We start from the raw sequence: 17,892 nt of genomic DNA, 5'->3' as shown, positions 1-17,892 counted from the left end.
CCCAGCGGCCCACCGGTAATGACTTACAATAAACCGTCTGAGTCCGTGACCGACGCCGTCGACCTCGGATCGATCGATTCCGCCGGGTCGCGCCACGCCGGGCAGCGGTCGGCCGTCGCCCTCGCCGACGACGTGATCGTCGCCGGCCGCGCCGACGGCGACTGCCTCGGAGTCGATCCGTCGACGCTCGCCGAGCGCTGGCGTGCGTGCTGTGCCCGCGAGTCGACGAGCGTCGTGTCGGCCGCTCCCTTCGCGGGCGGCGTCCTCGTCGGCGAGCGAAGCCCGTGCGGTGCGGTTCGACTGCACGACGCCGACACCGGGGCGGTGCGGTGGCGTCACGACACCAGCGAAACGGTCGGCGCTCCCACCCGCGACACCCGCTTCTTCCTCCCCTATGTCGCCGACATCGTGGTGGGAGGCGACTACGCGTACGTCGCCGCACGGCGGTACGAACGCGCCGGCGACGCCGGCGGCGAGCGAGCGTTCGAGAGCGTCGTCTTGGCGCTCGCCCCCGATGGACGGGTGGCCTGGCGCTACCGAACCGACGCCTCGCCCATCGCCCTCGCCACCGACGCCGACCGGGTCGCCGTCGCCTACAATCGGTGTCCGGGCGACCACGACGCGGGCCTGGTCGTCCTCGACGCGGCGACGGGCGCGGAACGACAGTGCTGGAACCCGCCTACGACCGATGCCCTCGAACGCTCCGGCGACCGACGGGTGGGCGACGTGTCCTTTCTCTCCGACGGCCTCGCCGTCACCAGCCACGCCGACTTCCGCGGCTACCGTCTCGACCGCGGCGGCGACGTGCGCTGGCGCGTGGATCTGGCGACGCCGACGGTGGTCGGGGACGAGACGCGGTACGCCTATCCGAATCACGTCCACGCGACGCCGGCGGGCGTCGTCTTCGTCACGGGCAACACCTACGCCGTCGAGGGACGGGAAACCGAGGGCACGCACGACCGCGCGACGGCGGCCTTCGGCTACGCGGCCGACGGCGACCAGCGGTGGTCGGCGTCGCTCGGCGGGTTCGCGACCGGTCTCGTCGCGACGGCGGATCGGGTCGCCATCCCCGTCGCGCAGGGGTTTCGCACCCGTGATCCCGAGGTTCACGGCGTCCGCATCGCCGACGTCGCGGCGGGCGATATCCGCCACGTCGCCACCGACGGAATCACCACGGCCGTCGCGGCCGCTGACGGGCGGGTCGCGGCCATTGAGGAACCCGTTCGCTACCACGACAACGGGGAGCGACGCGGCGCCTACCGCCTGCACGTCACAACCACTAACTGAGCCTCCCTCCTCTGCCGTTTCATGTCCGTCGTCGACACGACGCTACAGGAGCGGCTGAACAGACGCATCGAGGGGTTGCGAAACGCGAGGAAGCTCAAATCCGGTCACCCGAGCGTCGACACCGAGACGATTCGCAACTATCACGCCCGCGCCAGAGCGGACGGCTTCGTCTTCGACGCCGACGAACCCGTTTCCAAGATCGGTGGCACCGGCACCGCCCCGCGACCACTGCGCTACTTCCTCGCCGGCTTCGCCTTCTGTCTTCAGGCGCAGTACGTCCGTAACGCTATCCGCATGGGGATCGGGCTCGACGAACTCGCGGTCGATGTCGACAGCGAGATCGACCGCCGGGGCGGCCTCGGCTTTCTGGACGACCCCGCGTCGTTCGAGGAGATAGCGTACACGACCACGATTCGGACCGACGCGTCCCGAGACGACGTTCGCGACCTCGTTCGGGCCGCCGAGGCCTGCTGTTACGTTCACGGGACGCTCTCGAAGGCGCTCGATCTGGACGGAACGACGGTCGTCAACGGGACGCCGCTGGAGAACTAATCCGTCGTCGCCGTGGGCGTCCGCGCCCGCCGGCGTTCCGCTCGCCCTCGGCGGTGAAGCCACGCGTGGGTGACCGCGAGGACGGCCCAAAGCGTCACCTGCCCGAAGACGACCACGCCGCGGAACGCGGCGGTGAGCTCGGGCGAGACGGCGCCGGTCGGGGCCGTCGACGCGGGCACGAGCGTCGCCACCAGCACGACGCCGACGAACGGCGCGGCCGCCGCGACGACGCCCTCGCGCCGTCCGTATCGGTCGCTCGCGCGGTGATACGCCGCTCCCGCGAGCAGGCAGGCGAGGAGGCCCGCGACCATCATCCCGCCGTAGACGAGCAGACGCGTCCGCGTCGGCAGGGTCGCCTCGACGCCGGGCACGGCGGGCGGGAGGGCGAGCCACGGTGCGCCCGAGGCGGTGACGAAGCCAGCGGCGGCGAGGAGGTAGCTCCGAACGCCGCCGTCGGCGGGGATCGCCGGTTCGAGGACGAAGAAGGCGACCCCGAAGACGGCGCCGGCGAGCACGCCCCAGAGGACGCCGCCGCCGACGCTTACGAGCGTCGTGAGCGACGGCCCGGTGTGACCGCCGGCGCCGTGGGCGTGTGCTCCCTCGACCACCGCGTCGGCGTGGGCGACGACGGGATTCCCGACGAACGCCATGAACAGGCCGAACGCGAGGCCGGCGACAGCCCCCGCTTTCAGGCCGCGCGCGAGGTGCGCGGTGAGCATCAGTGACAGGTGACGCCCGCCGCGTGACGGAAGTTGTGGAGCGAGTCGTGAACCATCGGATCCTGCATGAACAGCAGCAGGAACCCCAGCGCGGCCACGAGGGCAACCCCCGCGGCGACCCGCGCCGGCGTCAGTTCGATGCGTGCGTGTTCGATCCGACCGTGGACCGAGTCGTTGGCGGCCGCCATACTAAAACACAGTTGGAACAGGAAAAGTATGGTTGTAAAACTTTCGCTCCGGCGAAACTACGGTTTATTTGCGGCGCCCGCCGCGGCGTCGATGGCGTCGGCCGACAGCGCGTCGAGGGGGACGTGGTACCCGTCCGTTCGCTCGACGAGTTCCGGGACGACGCCGGCGCGGGTATCCTCCCCCGCGTCGACGACGACGACGCGCGCCCCGAGGGCGGCCAGGCGGTCCGCGGCCTGCCGGGTCGCCGCGAGCGGACTCCCGTCGGCGACGTTCGCCCGGCCGTCGGTGACACAGACGACGACGCTCGCGGCCGGATCCGCGTGCTCGATGACGTCGCTCGCCGTCTGTAGCCCGGCCGGCAGCGGCGTCCGGTCGCCCGTCGGGAGGTCCTTCAGGTGTCGCGCCGCGAGGGTGACGCTGTCCGTCGGCGGGAGCAACACGTCCGCGCCCTCGCCCGCGAAGGCGACGAACCCGACCCGGTCGCGCTGCTGGTAGCTGTCTTCGAGCAGTTCGAGCACCGTCCCTTTCGCCGCCCGCATCGCGCGGCGCATCGACGCGCTCGCGTCCACCGCGAAGACGACGAGCGTCGACGCCTCCGCCGCCCGCACCGACTGTCGCAGGTCCCGCGATTCGACCCCGTCGCCGCCCCGAGCGGCGGCCGCCCGCACCGACGCCGCGGCGTCGACGCTCCGATCCGCCGCCGCTCGCTGAGTTCGGACGCGCGGACCGGCGCCGTCCGTCCCGGCCCGCGCCCCTGCTCGCCCCGTTCCGTCCGCGTCGTCGTCGGCCGTCATCTCGGGGAGCGACGGGGCGCGACTCTCACCCACGTCCGCCCGGCGTTCGCCGGGGACGAGGGGCGTGGCCTCGTCGTCCGCGCCGTCGTCGGGTTCGTCGCGGGACTCGTCGCCCTCTCCGTCGCTTCGGTCACCGGCTCCGTCGTCGGGTTCGTCGTTCCCCCCGTCACTGGCGGGCGACGGCGCGTTGCCGGCCGGTCGCTCGTCGCCCTCGTCGTCGCCGTCCGGTTCCGGAGCGCCGCCGTCGGCGGCGTCGTCGGGCTCGCCGTCCTCGCTCGCGGTGCCGTCACCGCCTTCGGCCTCCGACTCGCCGTCCGCCCCGTCGCTGTCGCCGTCGCTCCCCGCCTCGTCGTCCGCGGCGTCGTTCCCGTCCTCGAAGTGGTCGTCGACGACCGATTCGGGGTCCGGTGCGTCCTCGAACGGCCGGGACTGGAGGCGGTGGGGCAGGGCGAGCTCTGCCGCCCGGCGCACGTCCGATTCGATGACCGTCGGGCGGTCGTCGAGGGCGGCGAAGGTTCGGGCGGCCCGCGCCATCGCGATGTCCGCGCGGTGTCCCTCGACGCCGGCGTCACGGCAGCACTCCGCGATGTCGCGGGTGAACGCGGGCGGTAGGTTCACGTCGGCCAGACGCTTCCGCGCCGTCCGGAGACGTTCGCCGTGCTCCCCGTCTTCGGGACCGCTTCCCTCGTTCCGTCCGAGCGCCTGGTCGATGATTTCGACGCGCTGATCCAGGTCCGCACACCCCGTCACCGTCGCCTGGAGGGCGAAGCGGTCCCGGAGCTGCGGCCGCAGGTCGCCTTCCTCGGGGTTCATCGTCCCGATGAGCGTGAACGCCGCGGGGTGGGCGACGCTCACGCCGTCGCGTTCGACGCGGTTGACCCCGCTCGCGGCCGCATCGAGCAACACGTCGACGAGGTGGTCGTCCAGCAGGTTCACCTCGTCCACGTAGAGGATGCCGCGGTTGGCCCGCGCGAGGAGGCCGGGATCGAACTCGTAGTCGCCGTCGAGGGCGTCGGCAACGGAGAGCGTCCCGACGACGCGTTCCCGCGTCGCGCCGAGGGGGAGCGTCACGAGCGGAACGGGCCGCTCGGCGGTCGGCGGATCCGACCGCTCCCGACAGGTCTCACACTGCCGAGCTGGGTCGTCGGGCGGACAGCCGTAGGGACAGTCGGCGACGACCCGCTGGTCGGGGAGCAGGTCCGCGAGCGCCCGGACGGCCGTCGATTTCGCCGTCCCCTTCTCGCCGCGGACGAGGAGGCCATCGAGGGCGTCGTTCGCCGCCACTGCGAGTAAAGCGTGCTTGAGCTCGCGCTGCCCGACGATATCGCCGAAATCGCCCCCCTCACCCCGGATTCCCCAAGGGTTTTTGCCCCCGGCGTTCGCAACCATGATTGCAGTAACTCAACAGAGGTTTAACAACGTTATGCCTACCATCGGCCTGTACACTGCGACGGAGAACGAACTGGGGGCGGTCCAACGCGCCGCGAGCGACGTCGACGCCGACCTGATTGCCCGGTCCGAGAGCGACCTGGACGACGAGGCGGCAATCGAGGCGTTCGTCGACGCCGTCGAGGACGCCACGGCGGTCGTCCTGTGGCTCCACGGCTCCGAGGAGAGCATGCCCGGCTACGACCGCGTCGTGGACCGCCTCGACGCCGCCGGCGTCCCCCTCGTCGTCAAGTCCACCGGCGACGCCTACGCCGTGGAGGACACCACCGTCTCGCCGGACCACCGCGACAAAGTATACGAGTATCTGGACCGCGGCGGCGCCAGCAACGTCGCCAACTGCGTCCGGTTTCTGGTCGACACCTACTCGTCCGCCGACCGCGCCCACGACGACCCCGTCGCGCTGCCCACGGAGGGCGTCTATCACCCCGACCACCCCGGAGCCACGTACGACGAACTCGTGGCCACGTTCGACCCCGCGACCCCCACCGTCGCGGTCTGGTTCTACGAATCCCACTGGACCCACGAGAACACCCGCTACGTCGACGCGCAGGTGCGCGCCATCGAGGCCGAGGGCGCCGACGCCCTCCCCATCTTCTGTAACCCCGCGACCGACACCGAGGAACAGGAGGACGCGGAGTGGGTCACGGATACCTGGCTCCTGGACGACGGCGACCCCGTCGTCGACGCCGTGCTCTCCTCGTTCATGTTCTCCCTGTCGATGGAGGAACGCGGTCGGGCCGCGGACGACGAGGGCGACTCGGCCGAAGACGTCTTCCTGGATCGCCTCGGCGTGCCCGTCCTCCAGACGGTGACGACGATGCGCTCTCGCTCCCGCTACGCCGCCAGCGACACCGGCGTCATGGGCTTCGAACTCGCGCTCTCCATCGCGCTCCCGGAGTTCGACGGCAACGTCATCACCCACCCCATCAGCGGGAAGGAACGAACCGACGACGACGCCGGCATCGGCACCGCACCGAAGCAGCATTTTCCCGTCGACGACCGGGTGGACCACGCCGCCCGCCTCGCCGTCAACTGGGCGCGCCTGCGTCACACCCCCAACGAGGAGAAACGGGTCGCCGTCGTCCTCCACAACTACCCGCCGAGCGACGACGGCATCGGCACCGCCTTCGGCCTCGACACGCCCGAGAGCACGGTGAATCTCTTGGAGGAACTCGGGAGTCGAGGCTACGACCTGGGCGAGGCGCCACGCGCCTCGGATGGGTCGAGCGGGGAGAGTCGCGACCCGCGAGACGGCGGCAAAACGCCACCCGACGGCGCCACCCTCATCGACCGTCTCACCGCCCAACTCACCCTCGACGACCGCTGGGTCGCTCCAGAGGACGTGCGCGACCTGAGCGTCGACACCGTCTCTCCCGGCCAGTACCGCGACTGGTTCGACGGCGTGAACCAGGGCCTCCGCGAGAACGTGATCGAGGAGTGGGGCGACCCGCCGGACCGCCCATTCGCCATCCCCGGCGTCGAGTTCGGGAACGTCCTCGTCACCGTCCAGCCGCCCCGCGGCTTCGGGATGGATCCCTCGAAGGTGTACCACGACTCCGACCTCCAGCCACCCCACGACTACGTGGCCTTCTACGCGTGGCTCCGCCACTCCTTCGACGCCGACGCCGTCGTCCACCTCGGCACGCACGGCTCGCTCGAATGGCTCCCCGGCAAGACCGTCGGTCTCGACGGCGCGAGCGCGCCCGACGGCCTCGTCGACGACCTGCCCAACGTCTACCCCTACATCGTCAACAACCCCGGCGAGGGGACGCAGGCCAAGCGCCGGTCCTACGCCGCCATCGTCGACTACCTCACCCCCGTCATGGGTAACGCGGGGACGTACGACGACCTGGCCGAACTCGAAGAACTCGCCGACCGCTACCGGGAGGCGGGGATGGAGGACGCCCGCACCGACGACGGCGAGGCGCTCGAAGCCATGATCCGCGAGGCGGTCGACGAGCTCGACCTCGCGCTCGAACTCGGTATCGAGGGCACGGTCGACGAGCAAGCCGACGTGCGCGGCCCCGACGCCGCGGGGTCGACGCTCGCCGAAGGGGACGTGACGGGCGACGACCTCCCTATCGACGAACTCGTCGAGCGGATTCACGCCTACCTGACCGACGTGAAGACGACCCAGATCCGCCTGGGTCTGCACACGATGGGCGAACCGCCAATCGACGACCGCCTCGTGGAGTATCTGGTCGCGCTCACGCGCCTGGAGAACCCGGGCGCGCCGAGCCTCCGCGAGAGCGTCGCTGGCGTCCTCGGCGTCGACTACGAGCGCATGCTCGACGAACCGGGCACCGACGACGAGGACCTGGGCATGACCTACGCCCAGGCCGCCGACGCGGTGTACGAGACGAGTCGCGAACTGGTCGAGACGCTCGCCGAACACGGCTTCGACGTGCCCGAATCGGAGCGCGACGCCGGCCCCCATGACGAGGTGAACATGAACCTCCTCGTCGTCGACATCGACCCCCTCGGCGACGCGCGGGCGAAGTCCGGCGCCCACGACGACCTGCGGACCGTCCTCGCGTACATCTGCGAGGAGGCGGCCCCCCGCGTCGCCGGCGCGGAGACGGAGATTCCCCGGACGGCCGACGCCCTGAACGGCGAGTACGTCCCGCCCGGCGGGAGCGGCGCGCCCACTCGCGGCGGCGTCGACCTGTTGCCGACGGGACGAAACTTCTACACGCTCGACCCCCGCAAAGTGCCCGCGAAAAGCGCGTGGCAGGTCGGTCGCGAGGTGGCCGACGGGGTGGCGGAGCGCCACCGAGACGAAGAAGGTGAGTACCCCGAGGAAATCGGCGTCGTCGCGTGGGGCACCCCCACCGTTCGCACCCGGGGCGAGACGGTCGCGCAGGTGCTCGCGCTGATGGGCGTCGAACCCGAGTGGACCGACGCGGGCCGCGTCGACGACGTGACGCCCATTCCGCTGGAGGAACTCGACCGCCCCCGCATCGACGTGACGACGCGCGTCTCCGGCCTCTTCCGCGACGCCTTTCCGCAGGCCGCGAGCGTGATTCACGACGCCGTCGACGCCGTCGTCGCTCTCGACGAACCCCACGCCATGAACTACGTGAAAAAGCACGTCGAGGAGGAGCAAGACGAACTGGTCGCGGAGGGGATGGACCCCGACGACGCCGAGACGGCGGCGTCCCACCGCGTCTTCACCACCCGTCCCGGCGGCTACGGCGCGGGGACGAACAAGGCCGTCGACGAGGGCAACTGGGACGACAAGTCCGATCTTGCCGACGTCTACGTCCAGTGGGGCGGCTACGCCCTCGGCTCCCGCGGCCGCGTCTCGGAGGCCCACGACGCCTTCGAGCGCCGCCTCGGCACCGTCGAGGCGACGGTGAAAATCGAGGACACCGCCGAACAGGACGAGTTCGACTCCTCCGACTGGTACGCCTTCCACGGCGGGTTCATCACCGCCGTCACGGAGGTGTCGGGGAGCGAACCGGCCTCCTACGTCGGCGACTCCTCGGACCCCGACCACGTCGACGTCTACACCAACGAGGAGAAGGTGCGCAAGGCGATGCGCGCCCGCGTCCTCAACCCGAACTGGCTGGACAGCATGGCGGAACACGGCTACAAGGGCGCGGGCGACCTCTCGACGACCGTCGATGTCGCCCTCGGCTGGGACGCCACGACGGGCGTCGTCAGCGACCACCTCTGGGATGAAGTCGCCGAGAAGTACGCCTTCGACGCCGACCGTCAGGAGTGGCTTCGGGACGTGAACCCGTGGGCGCTCGCGAGCATCACGGACACCTTGCTGGAGGCCATCGACCGCGACCTCTGGGACGCCGACGAGGAAACCGAGGACCGCCTGCGCGACCTCAACCTGCGCGTCGACGGCGACCTGGAGGCGCGTGCGACGGCCGATTCCGACGCTGCGGAGGTGGCGAGCGATGACGACTGAGGTCGGGCGTCGCGTGTCGTCTGCCGTTACGCGTCGTCATCGGGAGGGAGAGCGATGACGACTGAGGAGTACGCCGACCTCGGCGCCACCACCGAGAACGCGATGGAGATCGCGGAGACGAGCATGGACCGCGTCCACGAACTCGTCCCCCAGGAGACGCTGGCCGACCGCATCCGGGCGAAGTCGGTCCACGCCACCGGCGACCCCGAGTTCCAGCACCTGATTCGCTTCACCGGCGACACCGACGACGACCCCGTCCGCGCCGGCGCCCGGGCCGTCCTCGACGAGCGCCCCATCGTCACCGACATCACGATGGTGAAAGCGGGTATCACCGGCCGCGGTCACGACTGCCCGGTGCGGAAGGCCATCGGCAACGGGAGCGAGTTGGCCGCGGAGACGGGGATGACCCGCACCGCGGCCTCGGTGCTCGAACTCGACCGCGAGGGCGTCTACGACGACGCCATCGCCGTCGTCGGCAACGCCCCCACGGCCGCCCTCGCCCTCGCGGACTGCATCGAAGACGGCACGCGCCCGGCCGTCGTCGTCGCCACGCCCGTTGGCTTCGTCAAGGCCGCCGAGAGCCGGAAGCGCCTGCGCGCCGTCGCCAGCGAGCACGGCGTGCCGACGGTGACGAACGTGGGTCGCCGCGGCGGGAGCGGCCTGGCCGCCGGCCTGACGAACGAACTCGTCCACGTCGCCAGCGACGTCCGGAACGGCGAGGTCGACCGGTGACCGTCGACCTCGATTCCGGGCCGGATCCCGCGGATATCGCGGCGGCGGACCCGGAAGCCGCTACCGACGCCACGCCCGTCTACGCCGTCGGCGTCGGCCCCGGCAACCCCGAGTATCTGACGCCGCGGGCGCGGCGCGCGATTCGGGAGGCCGACGCCGTCGTCGGCTTCGAGACGGTGGTCGATGTCGCTCGCGGAGCCGTTTCGACTGATGCTGACTGGCTCACCTGTGGCTACGCGGACGAGGCCGAGACGCTCGATACCTTCGCCGACCGGGTCGCTACGGGCGACACGGGGACGGCCGTCCTCATGGGCGACCCCAACCATTCGGGCTACCAGTTCGTCGGGAAAGTGCAGGCCGCCGTCGACGCGCCGGTGCAGGTGATCCCCGGCATCTCCTCGCTCCAGGTGGCCGCGAGTCGCGCCCGGACGCCGATGGAGGCGACGACGTTCGTCACGCTCCACAAGAGCGGGTCGCTCGATGCGGACCTCGACCGCCTGCGCGCAGACGTGGGTGACCGCCACCTGCTCGTCCTGCCCCGACCCTACGACTGGATGCCCGGCGATATCGCCGCCGATTTGCTTGACGCCGGCGCAACACCCAGGACGACGGCGTTGGTGCTGGAACGGTTGACCCACGACGACGAGGCCATCACGCGCACGACGCTCGGCGACCTGGCGACGCACGCGGGCGGCGCCGACCCGTCGGACACGCCCTTCTCGGACCTGTCGGTGTTCGCGGTTCGGCGCGACGGGTCGGAGTAATGGGGCGGCGATAATTCAGTCGTCCAGCCCCTCGCCGTCCGTGGCGAGCGGCGTCCGCGACTGCGTGAGCGTCGACTCGAACGTGGTCGGCGTGCCGTCGTCGGCCGTCGCCAACACGCGCTGGCGGGCCACCTCGGCTTCGAGCGCGTCGGTCACGTGGGCGTGGGTGCCGAGCGGATCGGCGTACTCGATGCCGCCGCGGTCGAGTTCGAGTTTTGCCGGAATCTCTCGTTCGGTCGCGTCGCTCCGCGTGACGAACAGCGGGACGGCGACGGTCCGATCCCCCGTCACGTTGTACCGGACGCATTCGACGGCGGGGTTCTGGAGGAGGAAGCACGTCCGCACCTCGCCGTAGGCCGTCCGCTCGCGCAGGCGATCGGCGTGATACTCGACCGCCTGCCGGTGGTACGGCTGTGAACTGTTGCCGAAACCGATCAGAACGAGCGACGCCGACGCCGCCGGGGGCACCTGTGCCGCCGCTCGCTGCTCCACGACGCCCGTCACGGCCGGACTCCGCCCGACCGGTTCGCCGTAATGGACCGTCCCCGGGACGTACGACAATGCCGCGGGGATATCCTCGGTCGTCTCGTAACTGTGTGCGAGGCACATCGGGAGAGCGTAGACGCGGTCGGCCGACAGCGCCGACAGGGACTCGCGCAGTTCGCGAATCGGTTCGTGCTCGTACGTCGCCGTCCGCACGGCGTCGGCGACGCCCCGCTCTCGCAACCGTCGCGCGTGGGTCTCCAACACGTCCTCGGTGTTCTCCGCCCGCCGTCCGACGAGCAGGACTGTTTCGCGTGTCATCTGTATGTTCCCGGTTGAACTCAATTTCCATTGAGTTAGAAAAACCGGGCTTGAGTTAGCGCACACTGCCGACCGACAAATAAGTTCGGGAAGCGGGCACTCCCCTCCCGGCACCAGCAGGTAGATGTGCCCCCAGCACCCACGTCGACCCGTGATACCGACGCGAGCGACCGTCGATGGACTGCCCGCTCGACCGCACCGCGACCGGAGGGTGGCGTGAGAGGCGTCGTCCTCGCGGGGACGCGGTCGGGCGTCGGCAAGACCGTCGCGACCCTCGCCGTCATTCGGGCGCTCGAAGCCGACGGAGCGACGGTCCAGCCGGCGAAGGCCGGCCCGGACTTCATCGACCCGAGCCACCACGAAGCCGTCGCCGGCCGGCCCTCCCGCACGCTCGACGTGTGGCTGGAAGGCGTCGACGGCGTCCGCCGCAACTACTATCGGAGCGACGCCGACGTCTGCGTCGTCGAGGGCGTGATGGGGCTGTACGACGGTGACGGCTCCAGCACCGCCGCCGTCGCCGAGGCGCTCGACCTCCCCGTCGTGCTCGTCGTCGACGCCAAGGCCGGGATGGAGAGCGTCGCCGCCACGGCGCTCGGCTTCGAGCGCTACGCCGCCGAGGCGGGGCGCGACATCGACGTCGCGGGCGTCCTCGCTCAGCGCGCCCACGGCGGCCGCCACGCCGACGGCATCCGCGAGGCCCTTTCCGACGGCCTCGACTACTTCGGCCGGATCCCGCCCCAGGGCGACCTGGAGATACCGGACCGCCACCTCGGTCTCCACATGGGCGCTGAGGCACCCCTCGACGACGATGCGCTCGACGCGGCGGCGGAGACGATACGGACCGACCGGCTTCGCGACGTCGCCCGCGAACCGCCTCGTGTTGCCGTCCCCGACCCAGGACCGGCGACCGGCGGCCGCCTCGCCGTCGCCCGCGACGACGCCTTTCGCTTCTGCTACCCGGCGACCCTGGAACGCCTCCGCGCCCGCGCCGACGTGACGACCTTTGCCCCCACCGCCGGCGACGACCTGCCCGACTGCGACGGCGTCTATCTGCCGGGCGGCTACCCCGAACTCCACGGCGCGGCCCTCGCGGGCAGTCCCGCGCTGGCGACGCTCGCCAACCGCGCGAGCGACGGCCTGCCCGTCCTCGGCGAGTGTGGCGGGCTGATGGCGCTCTCGCGGTCGCTGACGACCGCCGACGGCGACACCCACGCGATGGCGGGTGTCCTCCCCGCGGACGTGCGGATGCACGACCGCTACCAGGCGCTCGACCACGTCGAACTCCACGCCCGGACCGACACCCTCACCGCGGCGGGCGGCGAGACGCGGCGCGGCCACGAGTTCCACTACTCCAGCGCGGATGTCGACGCCGACGCCCGCTTCGCGTTCGACGTCGTCCGCGGCGACGGCATCGCTGATGGTCAGGACGGACTCACCGCCCACCGGACGCTCGGCACCTACGCCCATCTTCACGCCGAGAGCGGGGCGTTCGACGCCTTCCTCGACGCCCTCTAGTCGTAGCGACGCACCTGGAATTCCGTGTAGCCACCGTCGTAGGCGATCTCCAGCGCCCCCAGCCACCAGTTCCAGCGCTCGGCGAGCGACGACCCCTCGGGGGCGTCCCGCAGTTCCGCGACGAGGGCGTCGACCGCCGGCGGTTCGCCGCGGTCGGCCGTGAGACGGCCGGAGTCGGCCAGGTCGCGCGCCGCCCGGACCACCGCGCGTCGCTCGCCCTCGCTCGCCGCGAACGTCCGTTCGAGTTCGGCTTCGAGGCGCGCCTCGTCCACTACGCCCACCACGCGCTCCGGCGTTCGCGGTAACTCGCGTCCTGGAACGGCGGCGGTTTCTCGCCGTCGGGTTCAGCGCCGAAGACGTGCGCCAGCCAGTAGCCGACGTGCCAGCCCACCGCCTCCGTGTCGAGGCCGACGAGTCTGATCTCGACGCGGGTGTACTCCTCGATGGCGCCGTCGCCGTCGGGGTCGGTGCCGTACGTGCTCACGCAGGAACCGCTCGACGCGCGGCAGTCGGGCGTCGCGCCGAACAGGATCCGCACCTCGGCGTCGGCGTCGACCCGGTCGAACGTGAGATTCGTCGGCATCCCCGGCGGGTCGTCCTCGTAGTACGTCAGCGCGTGGTCGACCTGCCGGTCGGCGCCCGCGGGGTCCGCGGCGTCTTCGGCGGCGACGTGGACGGTGAAGTTGCCGTCGGGCCACGGGAACGCCCGTTCGGTCGCGTTCGGTTGCGGTTCGGTGTAGAGGACCGACGACGCCTGCATCACGTCACGCGGCGGGTCGTCGTGCCCCAGCCCCAGGGTGTGCCCGAGTTCGTGTTTCGTCACCAGCACCGTCGACTCGTTCGAGAGCCCGGTTTTCACCCACACCGTCTCCGGGCGGTCGATCATCCGCGAGTCCGTGATCCGTGGCGCACATCCCACCGCGTCCCGGGTCCCGCCACAGTCCGGAATCCGGTCGGTGAACGCCACCACGAGGTCGGGGTCCGGGGCGTCCGGGCGCACCTCGTAGCGCACCGGGAAGCCGAGATACCGCTCGTTGGCTTCCCAGAAGGCCGCCGCCTCGCGCACCAGCGATGCGAACGCCAGCTCGCGCGTTCCCTCGTTGCGGACGGCGACCACGATCGGTTCGGTCCCCCAGGGGTTCGATCCCGGCACGGCCGTCGACTCCGTTGCGGGCCGCTCCCCCGATGCCGTCGCGGGTGTCGCCGTCGGCGACGCCGGTTCGCCCGACGTTCCGGGCTCTATCGGCGTCACGCAGCCCGCGAGCACCACCAGACAGACGAGTGCGAGGGCGCGGCCGTTCATGCCTGGCCTGGGTGGCGAGCGCGGAAAAGCGGTTTCCCACGCTCTCTTTCGACGTGCTTTTTATCGGCGGCCGTCTGATTCACGCCATGGCAGACTTCAAGGTCGTCGTTTCGGACCCGGAGACGGGTCGCACTGCGCAAGTCGAAGTCGACGGACAGGACGCAAACCGGTTTCTCGGACGCGAACTCGGCGACGAGGTCGACGGCGAGGCCGTCAGTCTCGACGGCACCACGCTCGAACTGACCGGCGGGTCGGACACCGCCGGCCGCCCCCTGCGATCGGACATCACCGGCGCGGGCCTCAAGAAAGTCCTCCTCGAGGACGGCGTCGGCTACCAGCCCTCCCGCGACGGCGAGCGAAAGCGCGTCACCGTCCGCGGCCGCGAGATCAGCGAGGAAGTCGTCCAGATCAACGCCAAGGTGACGAGCGGCGACGCCGACTTCGATGCCCTCTCCGACGAAGAGTAATCGTGACTGACCGCGTCGCCAGCGATGGGGACGGGGTGACGACGTACCGCGCCCGCATCGCCCGCAGCGGCGGGACTCGCCGCCCCTGTCTTCGCCTCCCCGACGGCGTGGCGGTCGAGGGCGGCGACATCGTCCGTCTCGTCCTCGACGGCGACGAGTATCACGCGCGCATCGAGGCCGACGCCGACGGGTTCGTCGTTCGCGGCGCGTACGACAACCGCCGCCTCGCGCGGGCCGACCGCGAGGGGACGAACCGCCTGGTCGACTGGGTCCGCAGCACCGACCGCGAGACCGGACAGAGCGTCGAGTTCGACGAGGTGACGCCGGGCTATCTCTACGGCGTTCGCATCCCCGGCAAGCGCGCGGTGTACTCCGTCACCCGGCAGCCCGACTCGTCGCTCACGTCCATCGCCGAGGATCTGGACGGCTAATACGGATTATTGTAACTGTTCACCGGTGGTTCGTTAACCCGTCCCAGCGAATCACCGGTGCTGACTTACAATAATCCGTATAAGTTACTCCCCGTCGAGGATCGGCTGCACCGCCCGTATCTCCTCTACGACCGTCTCGTTTTCGCGGAGCGCCGCCCGCGCCCGGTCGCGGTTCCGGTCGGCCGCGTCCGACCGCCCCTCCGTCATCGCGACGGCGGCGTCGTGAAGGCGCTGGCTCCCTGCCTGGAGCGCGTCGACCACGTCCGTGACCTGCGCGCCGAACGTCCGGAAGGCCGCCGTCCACGCTTCGTCCAGGTGGGCGGCCGCCGAGCCGAAGTCCTCGACGGCCAGCCGGAACTCGTGGGTCGCGTCGTCGAACGCCTCCTCACGCCAGGCCGTCCATCCCGCCCCGAGCGCGGACGTGCCCGACAGCACCGACAGCAGCACGCTCGAGAGATCCCAGAGTTGGCGGTCCTCCGCTCCGAACTGGGTCCGTTTCGACCGAACCGTCGCTTCGTCGAGGGCGTCGAGCACGCTCGCGACGGCCGCCGGATCCTGCGCGGTCACGATGTCTGCGTGGGCGTTCGATTCCTCGAGGACACGCTCGACTGGGGAGCGTTCGGTTCGAGTGGGGTCCATCTCGTCCCGATAGACCACCCGACGGAGGTCGGCCAGCGCGTCCGCCGCGCGTCTGAGGTCGTGCTGGAGGGTGGCGCTTTCACGCAGGAACACCGACGCCGCCGCGAGTTGATCGAGCGTCTGTTGCTGGCCGCCGCTGGCGTTTCGTCGACCCTTCCGAATCGCCTCGTTCGCCGCCCGACACGCGTTCACGACGGGTTCCGGCGTGAACGCCCCCTCGCTCGTGGCGGTGATGTCGAGGAGGGTCGCGCCCGGCCCGGCGTGTTCGACGTAGGCCGACAGGGCGTCTCGCAGGTGGCGGCGGGCGGTCGAGATGGCAGCATCGGTATCGGAATGATCCGTTCCGGTCGGGGTGGCTGTCGAGTCGTCGGGGGCGTTGCATCCGGCGAGGACCGTGGCGACGCCAGCGAGCAGCGAACGGCGGGAGGGCGACATGACCGTGGGTGGCACGGGCGCGTTGATAGGCGTTTGGTCCGGAGGCGGTCCCGACGCCCCACTCGACCCCGAAACGACCGTCATTTAGGGCTCGACCACCTGCAACCCGTATGACTGAACTCGACGCGTTCCTCGCCGGCGACCGACTCGACCACGTTGCGCTCTTTCTCACCGACGGCTACCTCGACGACGAGGGTACCCTCGCGGACCACGGGTTCGAGGTCGACGGTGGCGTCGTCCTCGTCGTGCCCGGCGAGGAGGGACGTCGCCTCTTTTCGGCCGGCACCGGCATGGATGCGATGGAGTTCGCGAAGAAAGCGATGGACGTCGAGGGCGACATCGACCACGAGTTGACCGGCGGTGCGTGCCCCGACTGTGGCGCCGCCCCGACGTACGTCCTCGCGTTCGCCGAGGCACAGAACGAAGAAGTAGGCGGTATCTACGCCGAGGGCGACGTGATCCACGCCTACGCGGCCTGTCCCGACGGGACCGCGTTCTCCGACCGCTGGGTCGTCGGCGAGGCCTAATACGGTTTATTGGAAGTCAGTACCGGTAGTTCGCTTGACCGTCCCAGCGAACTACCGGTACACAGTTACGATAATCCCTATCACTCGTCGCCGTCGGCCGCCTCTTCCCCCGTCAGTCGCTCGAACGCCGCGAGGATCACCTGTCGCGTCGCGTACCCCTCCGACGACCAGTGGTGGGCGTAGTCGAGCATGTCGTCGTAGATGTCGGGCTTACAGCCCGCAGCGCGGGGGTGGCCCCCGCCGTTCACCTGTCCGGCCACCTCGTGACACCGCTCGAAGCCCTCGCTGCCGCGGATGCTCGCGCTGCCCGCGGGCTTGACGATGACGGCGGCGTCGGCCCCCTGTTCCCGGAGCGCCTCGGCCACCTCGTTCTGTGAACACCGGCCGTAGGTCACGCCGACGGTCCAGGGACCGACCGACTGCATCGACGCGCGGTCGACCGCCGCTTCGATCAACTGCTCTTTCTCCACGCGGCGGTGGTCGAGGAAGTCGACGACGGGATCGGGAAGGGCCGGGCCGTACTGTCCGACGACCGTGACGTACTCCTCGGCGCTCGCCCAGTGGGCGTAGTCCGCCAGGTCGTCGCTGCGGGGGTCCTCCTTGATCCAGAGGTCGTGATCCCGGGTGACCGACGCGAGCGCCGTCAGATGCTCGGGGAAGTCGTACTCGAGGGAGCGCAGCGCCACGTCGACCGTACACTCCTCGTCGGACTCGCCGACGACCAGGTCGACGCCGGCCGCGCGGACCGCGGCCGCGACATCGTCGTCCCACTGGTGGTGATCGAACCACTCGACCCTCGCCGCCCGGTCGATCAGATCCTCGACGATGGGCACGACGGTGTCGTCGTCGGGACAGAGGTCACAGACGTAGACATCGACGCCCGGATCGGCGTACTTCGCGACGCGTTCGAGGGCGTCGGTTAGCGAATGCGGACTCGCCGTGACGAGGCCGACCGGCGACTCCTCGCGGTCCTCGTTCTCGTCGTCCTCGCCGTCGCCGGCTTCGGGCGCCACCCGCGCCGCGAGCGACTCCTCGAACGGGGCGATGTCGAGGGCGGCGTCGTACATCTCGCGAACGAGCGCGGCACAGCCGAGGCCGTCGGCGTCGCCGTCGGCGACGACCACCGCCTCCGCGCCTTCGATGGCCTCGCGGGCGCGCCGGTCGGCGTACTCCTCGTCCAGCGAGTCGGGATAGAAAAAGCCCGCCCCGGGCAGTCGCGACTTCCGCGAGAGCGAGAGGCCGTCGTCGTCGATGAGATCGTCGTCCATACCGGCCGCAGGGTGGCCGTCCCGAAGTATCTCGCGGTTCGGCGCGTCGTCCGGATCATCGTCTCTGTTTATCGGTGATCTACCGGTCAACAGGG

The 17,892-nt window shown here is 70.6% G+C and carries 17 protein-coding genes; 9 read left to right on the top strand and 8 right to left on the bottom strand.

The window, feature by feature from the left end:
- Positions 1-18 precede the first annotated feature (18 nt).
- Together MXB53_RS13290 and MXB53_RS13285 are read left to right on the top strand one after the other, a co-directional pair.
- Complete coding sequence (locus tag MXB53_RS13290) at positions 19-1,287, top strand: outer membrane protein assembly factor BamB family protein (RefSeq protein WP_425601209.1); 1,269 nt, start codon at positions 19-21, stop codon at positions 1,285-1,287.
- Positions 1,288-1,308: 21 nt separating this feature from the next.
- A complete protein-coding gene (locus tag MXB53_RS13285) occupies positions 1,309-1,839 on the top strand; it encodes an OsmC family protein (protein ID WP_248898024.1) in 531 nt (176 codons plus the stop codon).
- Here MXB53_RS13285 and MXB53_RS13280 read toward each other — a convergent pair.
- From MXB53_RS13280 to MXB53_RS13270, 3 genes are read right to left on the bottom strand one after another with little or no spacing between them, the layout of a single operon-like run.
- The gene (locus tag MXB53_RS13280; RefSeq protein WP_248898023.1) at positions 1,836-2,558 is read right to left on the bottom strand and encodes a CbtA family protein; all 723 of its coding nucleotides are present in this window, start codon (positions 2,556-2,558) and stop codon (positions 1,836-1,838) included. The genes MXB53_RS13285 and MXB53_RS13280 overlap by 4 nt on opposite strands.
- Entirely contained in the window at positions 2,558-2,746 is a 189-nt protein-coding gene (locus tag MXB53_RS13275; RefSeq protein ID WP_248898022.1) for a CbtB domain-containing protein, read from the bottom strand. Before MXB53_RS13275 ends, MXB53_RS13280 begins: the two co-directional genes overlap by 1 nt.
- Before the next feature lie 57 nt (positions 2,747-2,803).
- Positions 2,804-4,930, bottom strand: coding sequence for a VWA domain-containing protein (locus MXB53_RS13270; protein WP_248898021.1), 2,127 nt, complete (start codon positions 4,928-4,930; stop codon positions 2,804-2,806).
- A gap of 34 nt (positions 4,931-4,964) precedes the next feature.
- Here MXB53_RS13270 and cobN point away from each other — a divergent pair, with 34 nt between their 5' ends.
- The 3 genes from cobN to MXB53_RS13255 are packed head-to-tail and all read left to right on the top strand — an operon-like array spanning position 4,965 to position 10,408.
- Complete coding sequence (cobN, locus tag MXB53_RS13265; protein WP_248898020.1) at positions 4,965-8,912, top strand: cobaltochelatase subunit CobN; 3,948 nt, start codon at positions 4,965-4,967, stop codon at positions 8,910-8,912.
- 54 nt (positions 8,913-8,966) lie between these two features.
- Positions 8,967-9,644 (top strand): precorrin-8X methylmutase, encoded by a 678-nt coding sequence (locus MXB53_RS13260; RefSeq protein ID WP_248898019.1) that lies wholly within the window; start codon positions 8,967-8,969, stop codon positions 9,642-9,644.
- Entirely contained in the window at positions 9,641-10,408 is a 768-nt protein-coding gene (locus MXB53_RS13255; protein WP_248898018.1) for a cobalt-precorrin-7 (C(5))-methyltransferase, read from the top strand. The genes MXB53_RS13260 and MXB53_RS13255 overlap by 4 nt, the downstream gene beginning before the upstream one ends.
- A 15-nt stretch (positions 10,409-10,423) precedes the next feature.
- Here MXB53_RS13255 and MXB53_RS13250 read toward each other — a convergent pair whose 3' ends face one another.
- The gene (locus MXB53_RS13250; RefSeq protein ID WP_248898017.1) at positions 10,424-11,212 is read right to left on the bottom strand and encodes a CbiX/SirB N-terminal domain-containing protein; all 789 of its coding nucleotides are present in this window, start codon (positions 11,210-11,212) and stop codon (positions 10,424-10,426) included.
- Positions 11,213-11,428: 216 nt separating this feature from the next.
- Between MXB53_RS13250 and MXB53_RS13245 the strand changes: the two genes are divergently transcribed.
- A complete protein-coding gene (locus tag MXB53_RS13245; protein WP_248898016.1) occupies positions 11,429-12,727 on the top strand; it encodes a cobyrinic acid a,c-diamide synthase in 1,299 nt (432 codons plus the stop codon).
- Here the strand turns inward: MXB53_RS13245 and MXB53_RS13240 are convergent.
- Together MXB53_RS13240 and MXB53_RS13235 are read right to left on the bottom strand one after the other, a co-directional pair.
- Entirely contained in the window at positions 12,724-12,999 is a 276-nt protein-coding gene (locus MXB53_RS13240) for a WNWW family protein (protein WP_248898015.1), read from the bottom strand. The two genes, MXB53_RS13245 and MXB53_RS13240, sit on opposite strands and share 4 nt — an antisense overlap.
- Positions 12,999-14,030, bottom strand: coding sequence for a zinc metalloprotease (locus MXB53_RS13235; RefSeq protein WP_248898014.1), 1,032 nt, complete (start codon positions 14,028-14,030; stop codon positions 12,999-13,001). Before MXB53_RS13235 ends, MXB53_RS13240 begins: the two co-directional genes overlap by 1 nt.
- 86 nt (positions 14,031-14,116) lie before the next feature.
- On the opposite strand from MXB53_RS13235, the gene MXB53_RS13230 reads away from it, so the two are divergent.
- Both MXB53_RS13230 and MXB53_RS13225 read left to right on the top strand, forming a co-directional pair.
- Positions 14,117-14,497, top strand: coding sequence for a 30S ribosomal protein S6e (locus tag MXB53_RS13230; protein WP_248898013.1), 381 nt, complete (start codon positions 14,117-14,119; stop codon positions 14,495-14,497).
- A 2-nt stretch (positions 14,498-14,499) separates the two neighbouring features.
- Entirely contained in the window at positions 14,500-14,928 is a 429-nt protein-coding gene (locus MXB53_RS13225) for a DUF7112 family protein (protein WP_248898012.1), read from the top strand.
- A gap of 84 nt (positions 14,929-15,012) precedes the next feature.
- On the opposite strand, the gene MXB53_RS13220 is transcribed toward MXB53_RS13225, so the two are convergent.
- A complete protein-coding gene (locus MXB53_RS13220) occupies positions 15,013-16,002 on the bottom strand; it encodes a hypothetical protein (RefSeq protein ID WP_248898011.1) in 990 nt (329 codons plus the stop codon).
- A gap of 110 nt (positions 16,003-16,112) precedes the next feature.
- Between MXB53_RS13220 and MXB53_RS13215 the strand changes: the two genes are divergently transcribed.
- On the top strand, positions 16,113-16,529 hold the full coding sequence (locus tag MXB53_RS13215) for a DUF5807 family protein (protein WP_248898010.1): 417 nt from the start codon (positions 16,113-16,115) through the stop codon (positions 16,527-16,529).
- A gap of 80 nt (positions 16,530-16,609) precedes the next feature.
- Here MXB53_RS13215 and MXB53_RS13210 read toward each other — a convergent pair whose 3' ends face one another.
- On the bottom strand, positions 16,610-17,797 hold the full coding sequence (locus MXB53_RS13210) for a DHH family phosphoesterase (protein WP_248898009.1): 1,188 nt from the start codon (positions 17,795-17,797) through the stop codon (positions 16,610-16,612).
- Between the last annotated feature and the right edge of the window lie 95 nt (positions 17,798-17,892).

It is taken from the genome of Haloplanus sp. XH21, from assembly GCF_023276355.1.
Lineage (GTDB): Archaea > Halobacteriota > Halobacteria > Halobacteriales > Haloferacaceae > Haloplanus > Haloplanus halobius.
The sequence above is the reverse complement of the archived record's forward strand: the minus strand, read 5'-3'. Positions and strand labels throughout refer to the sequence as shown.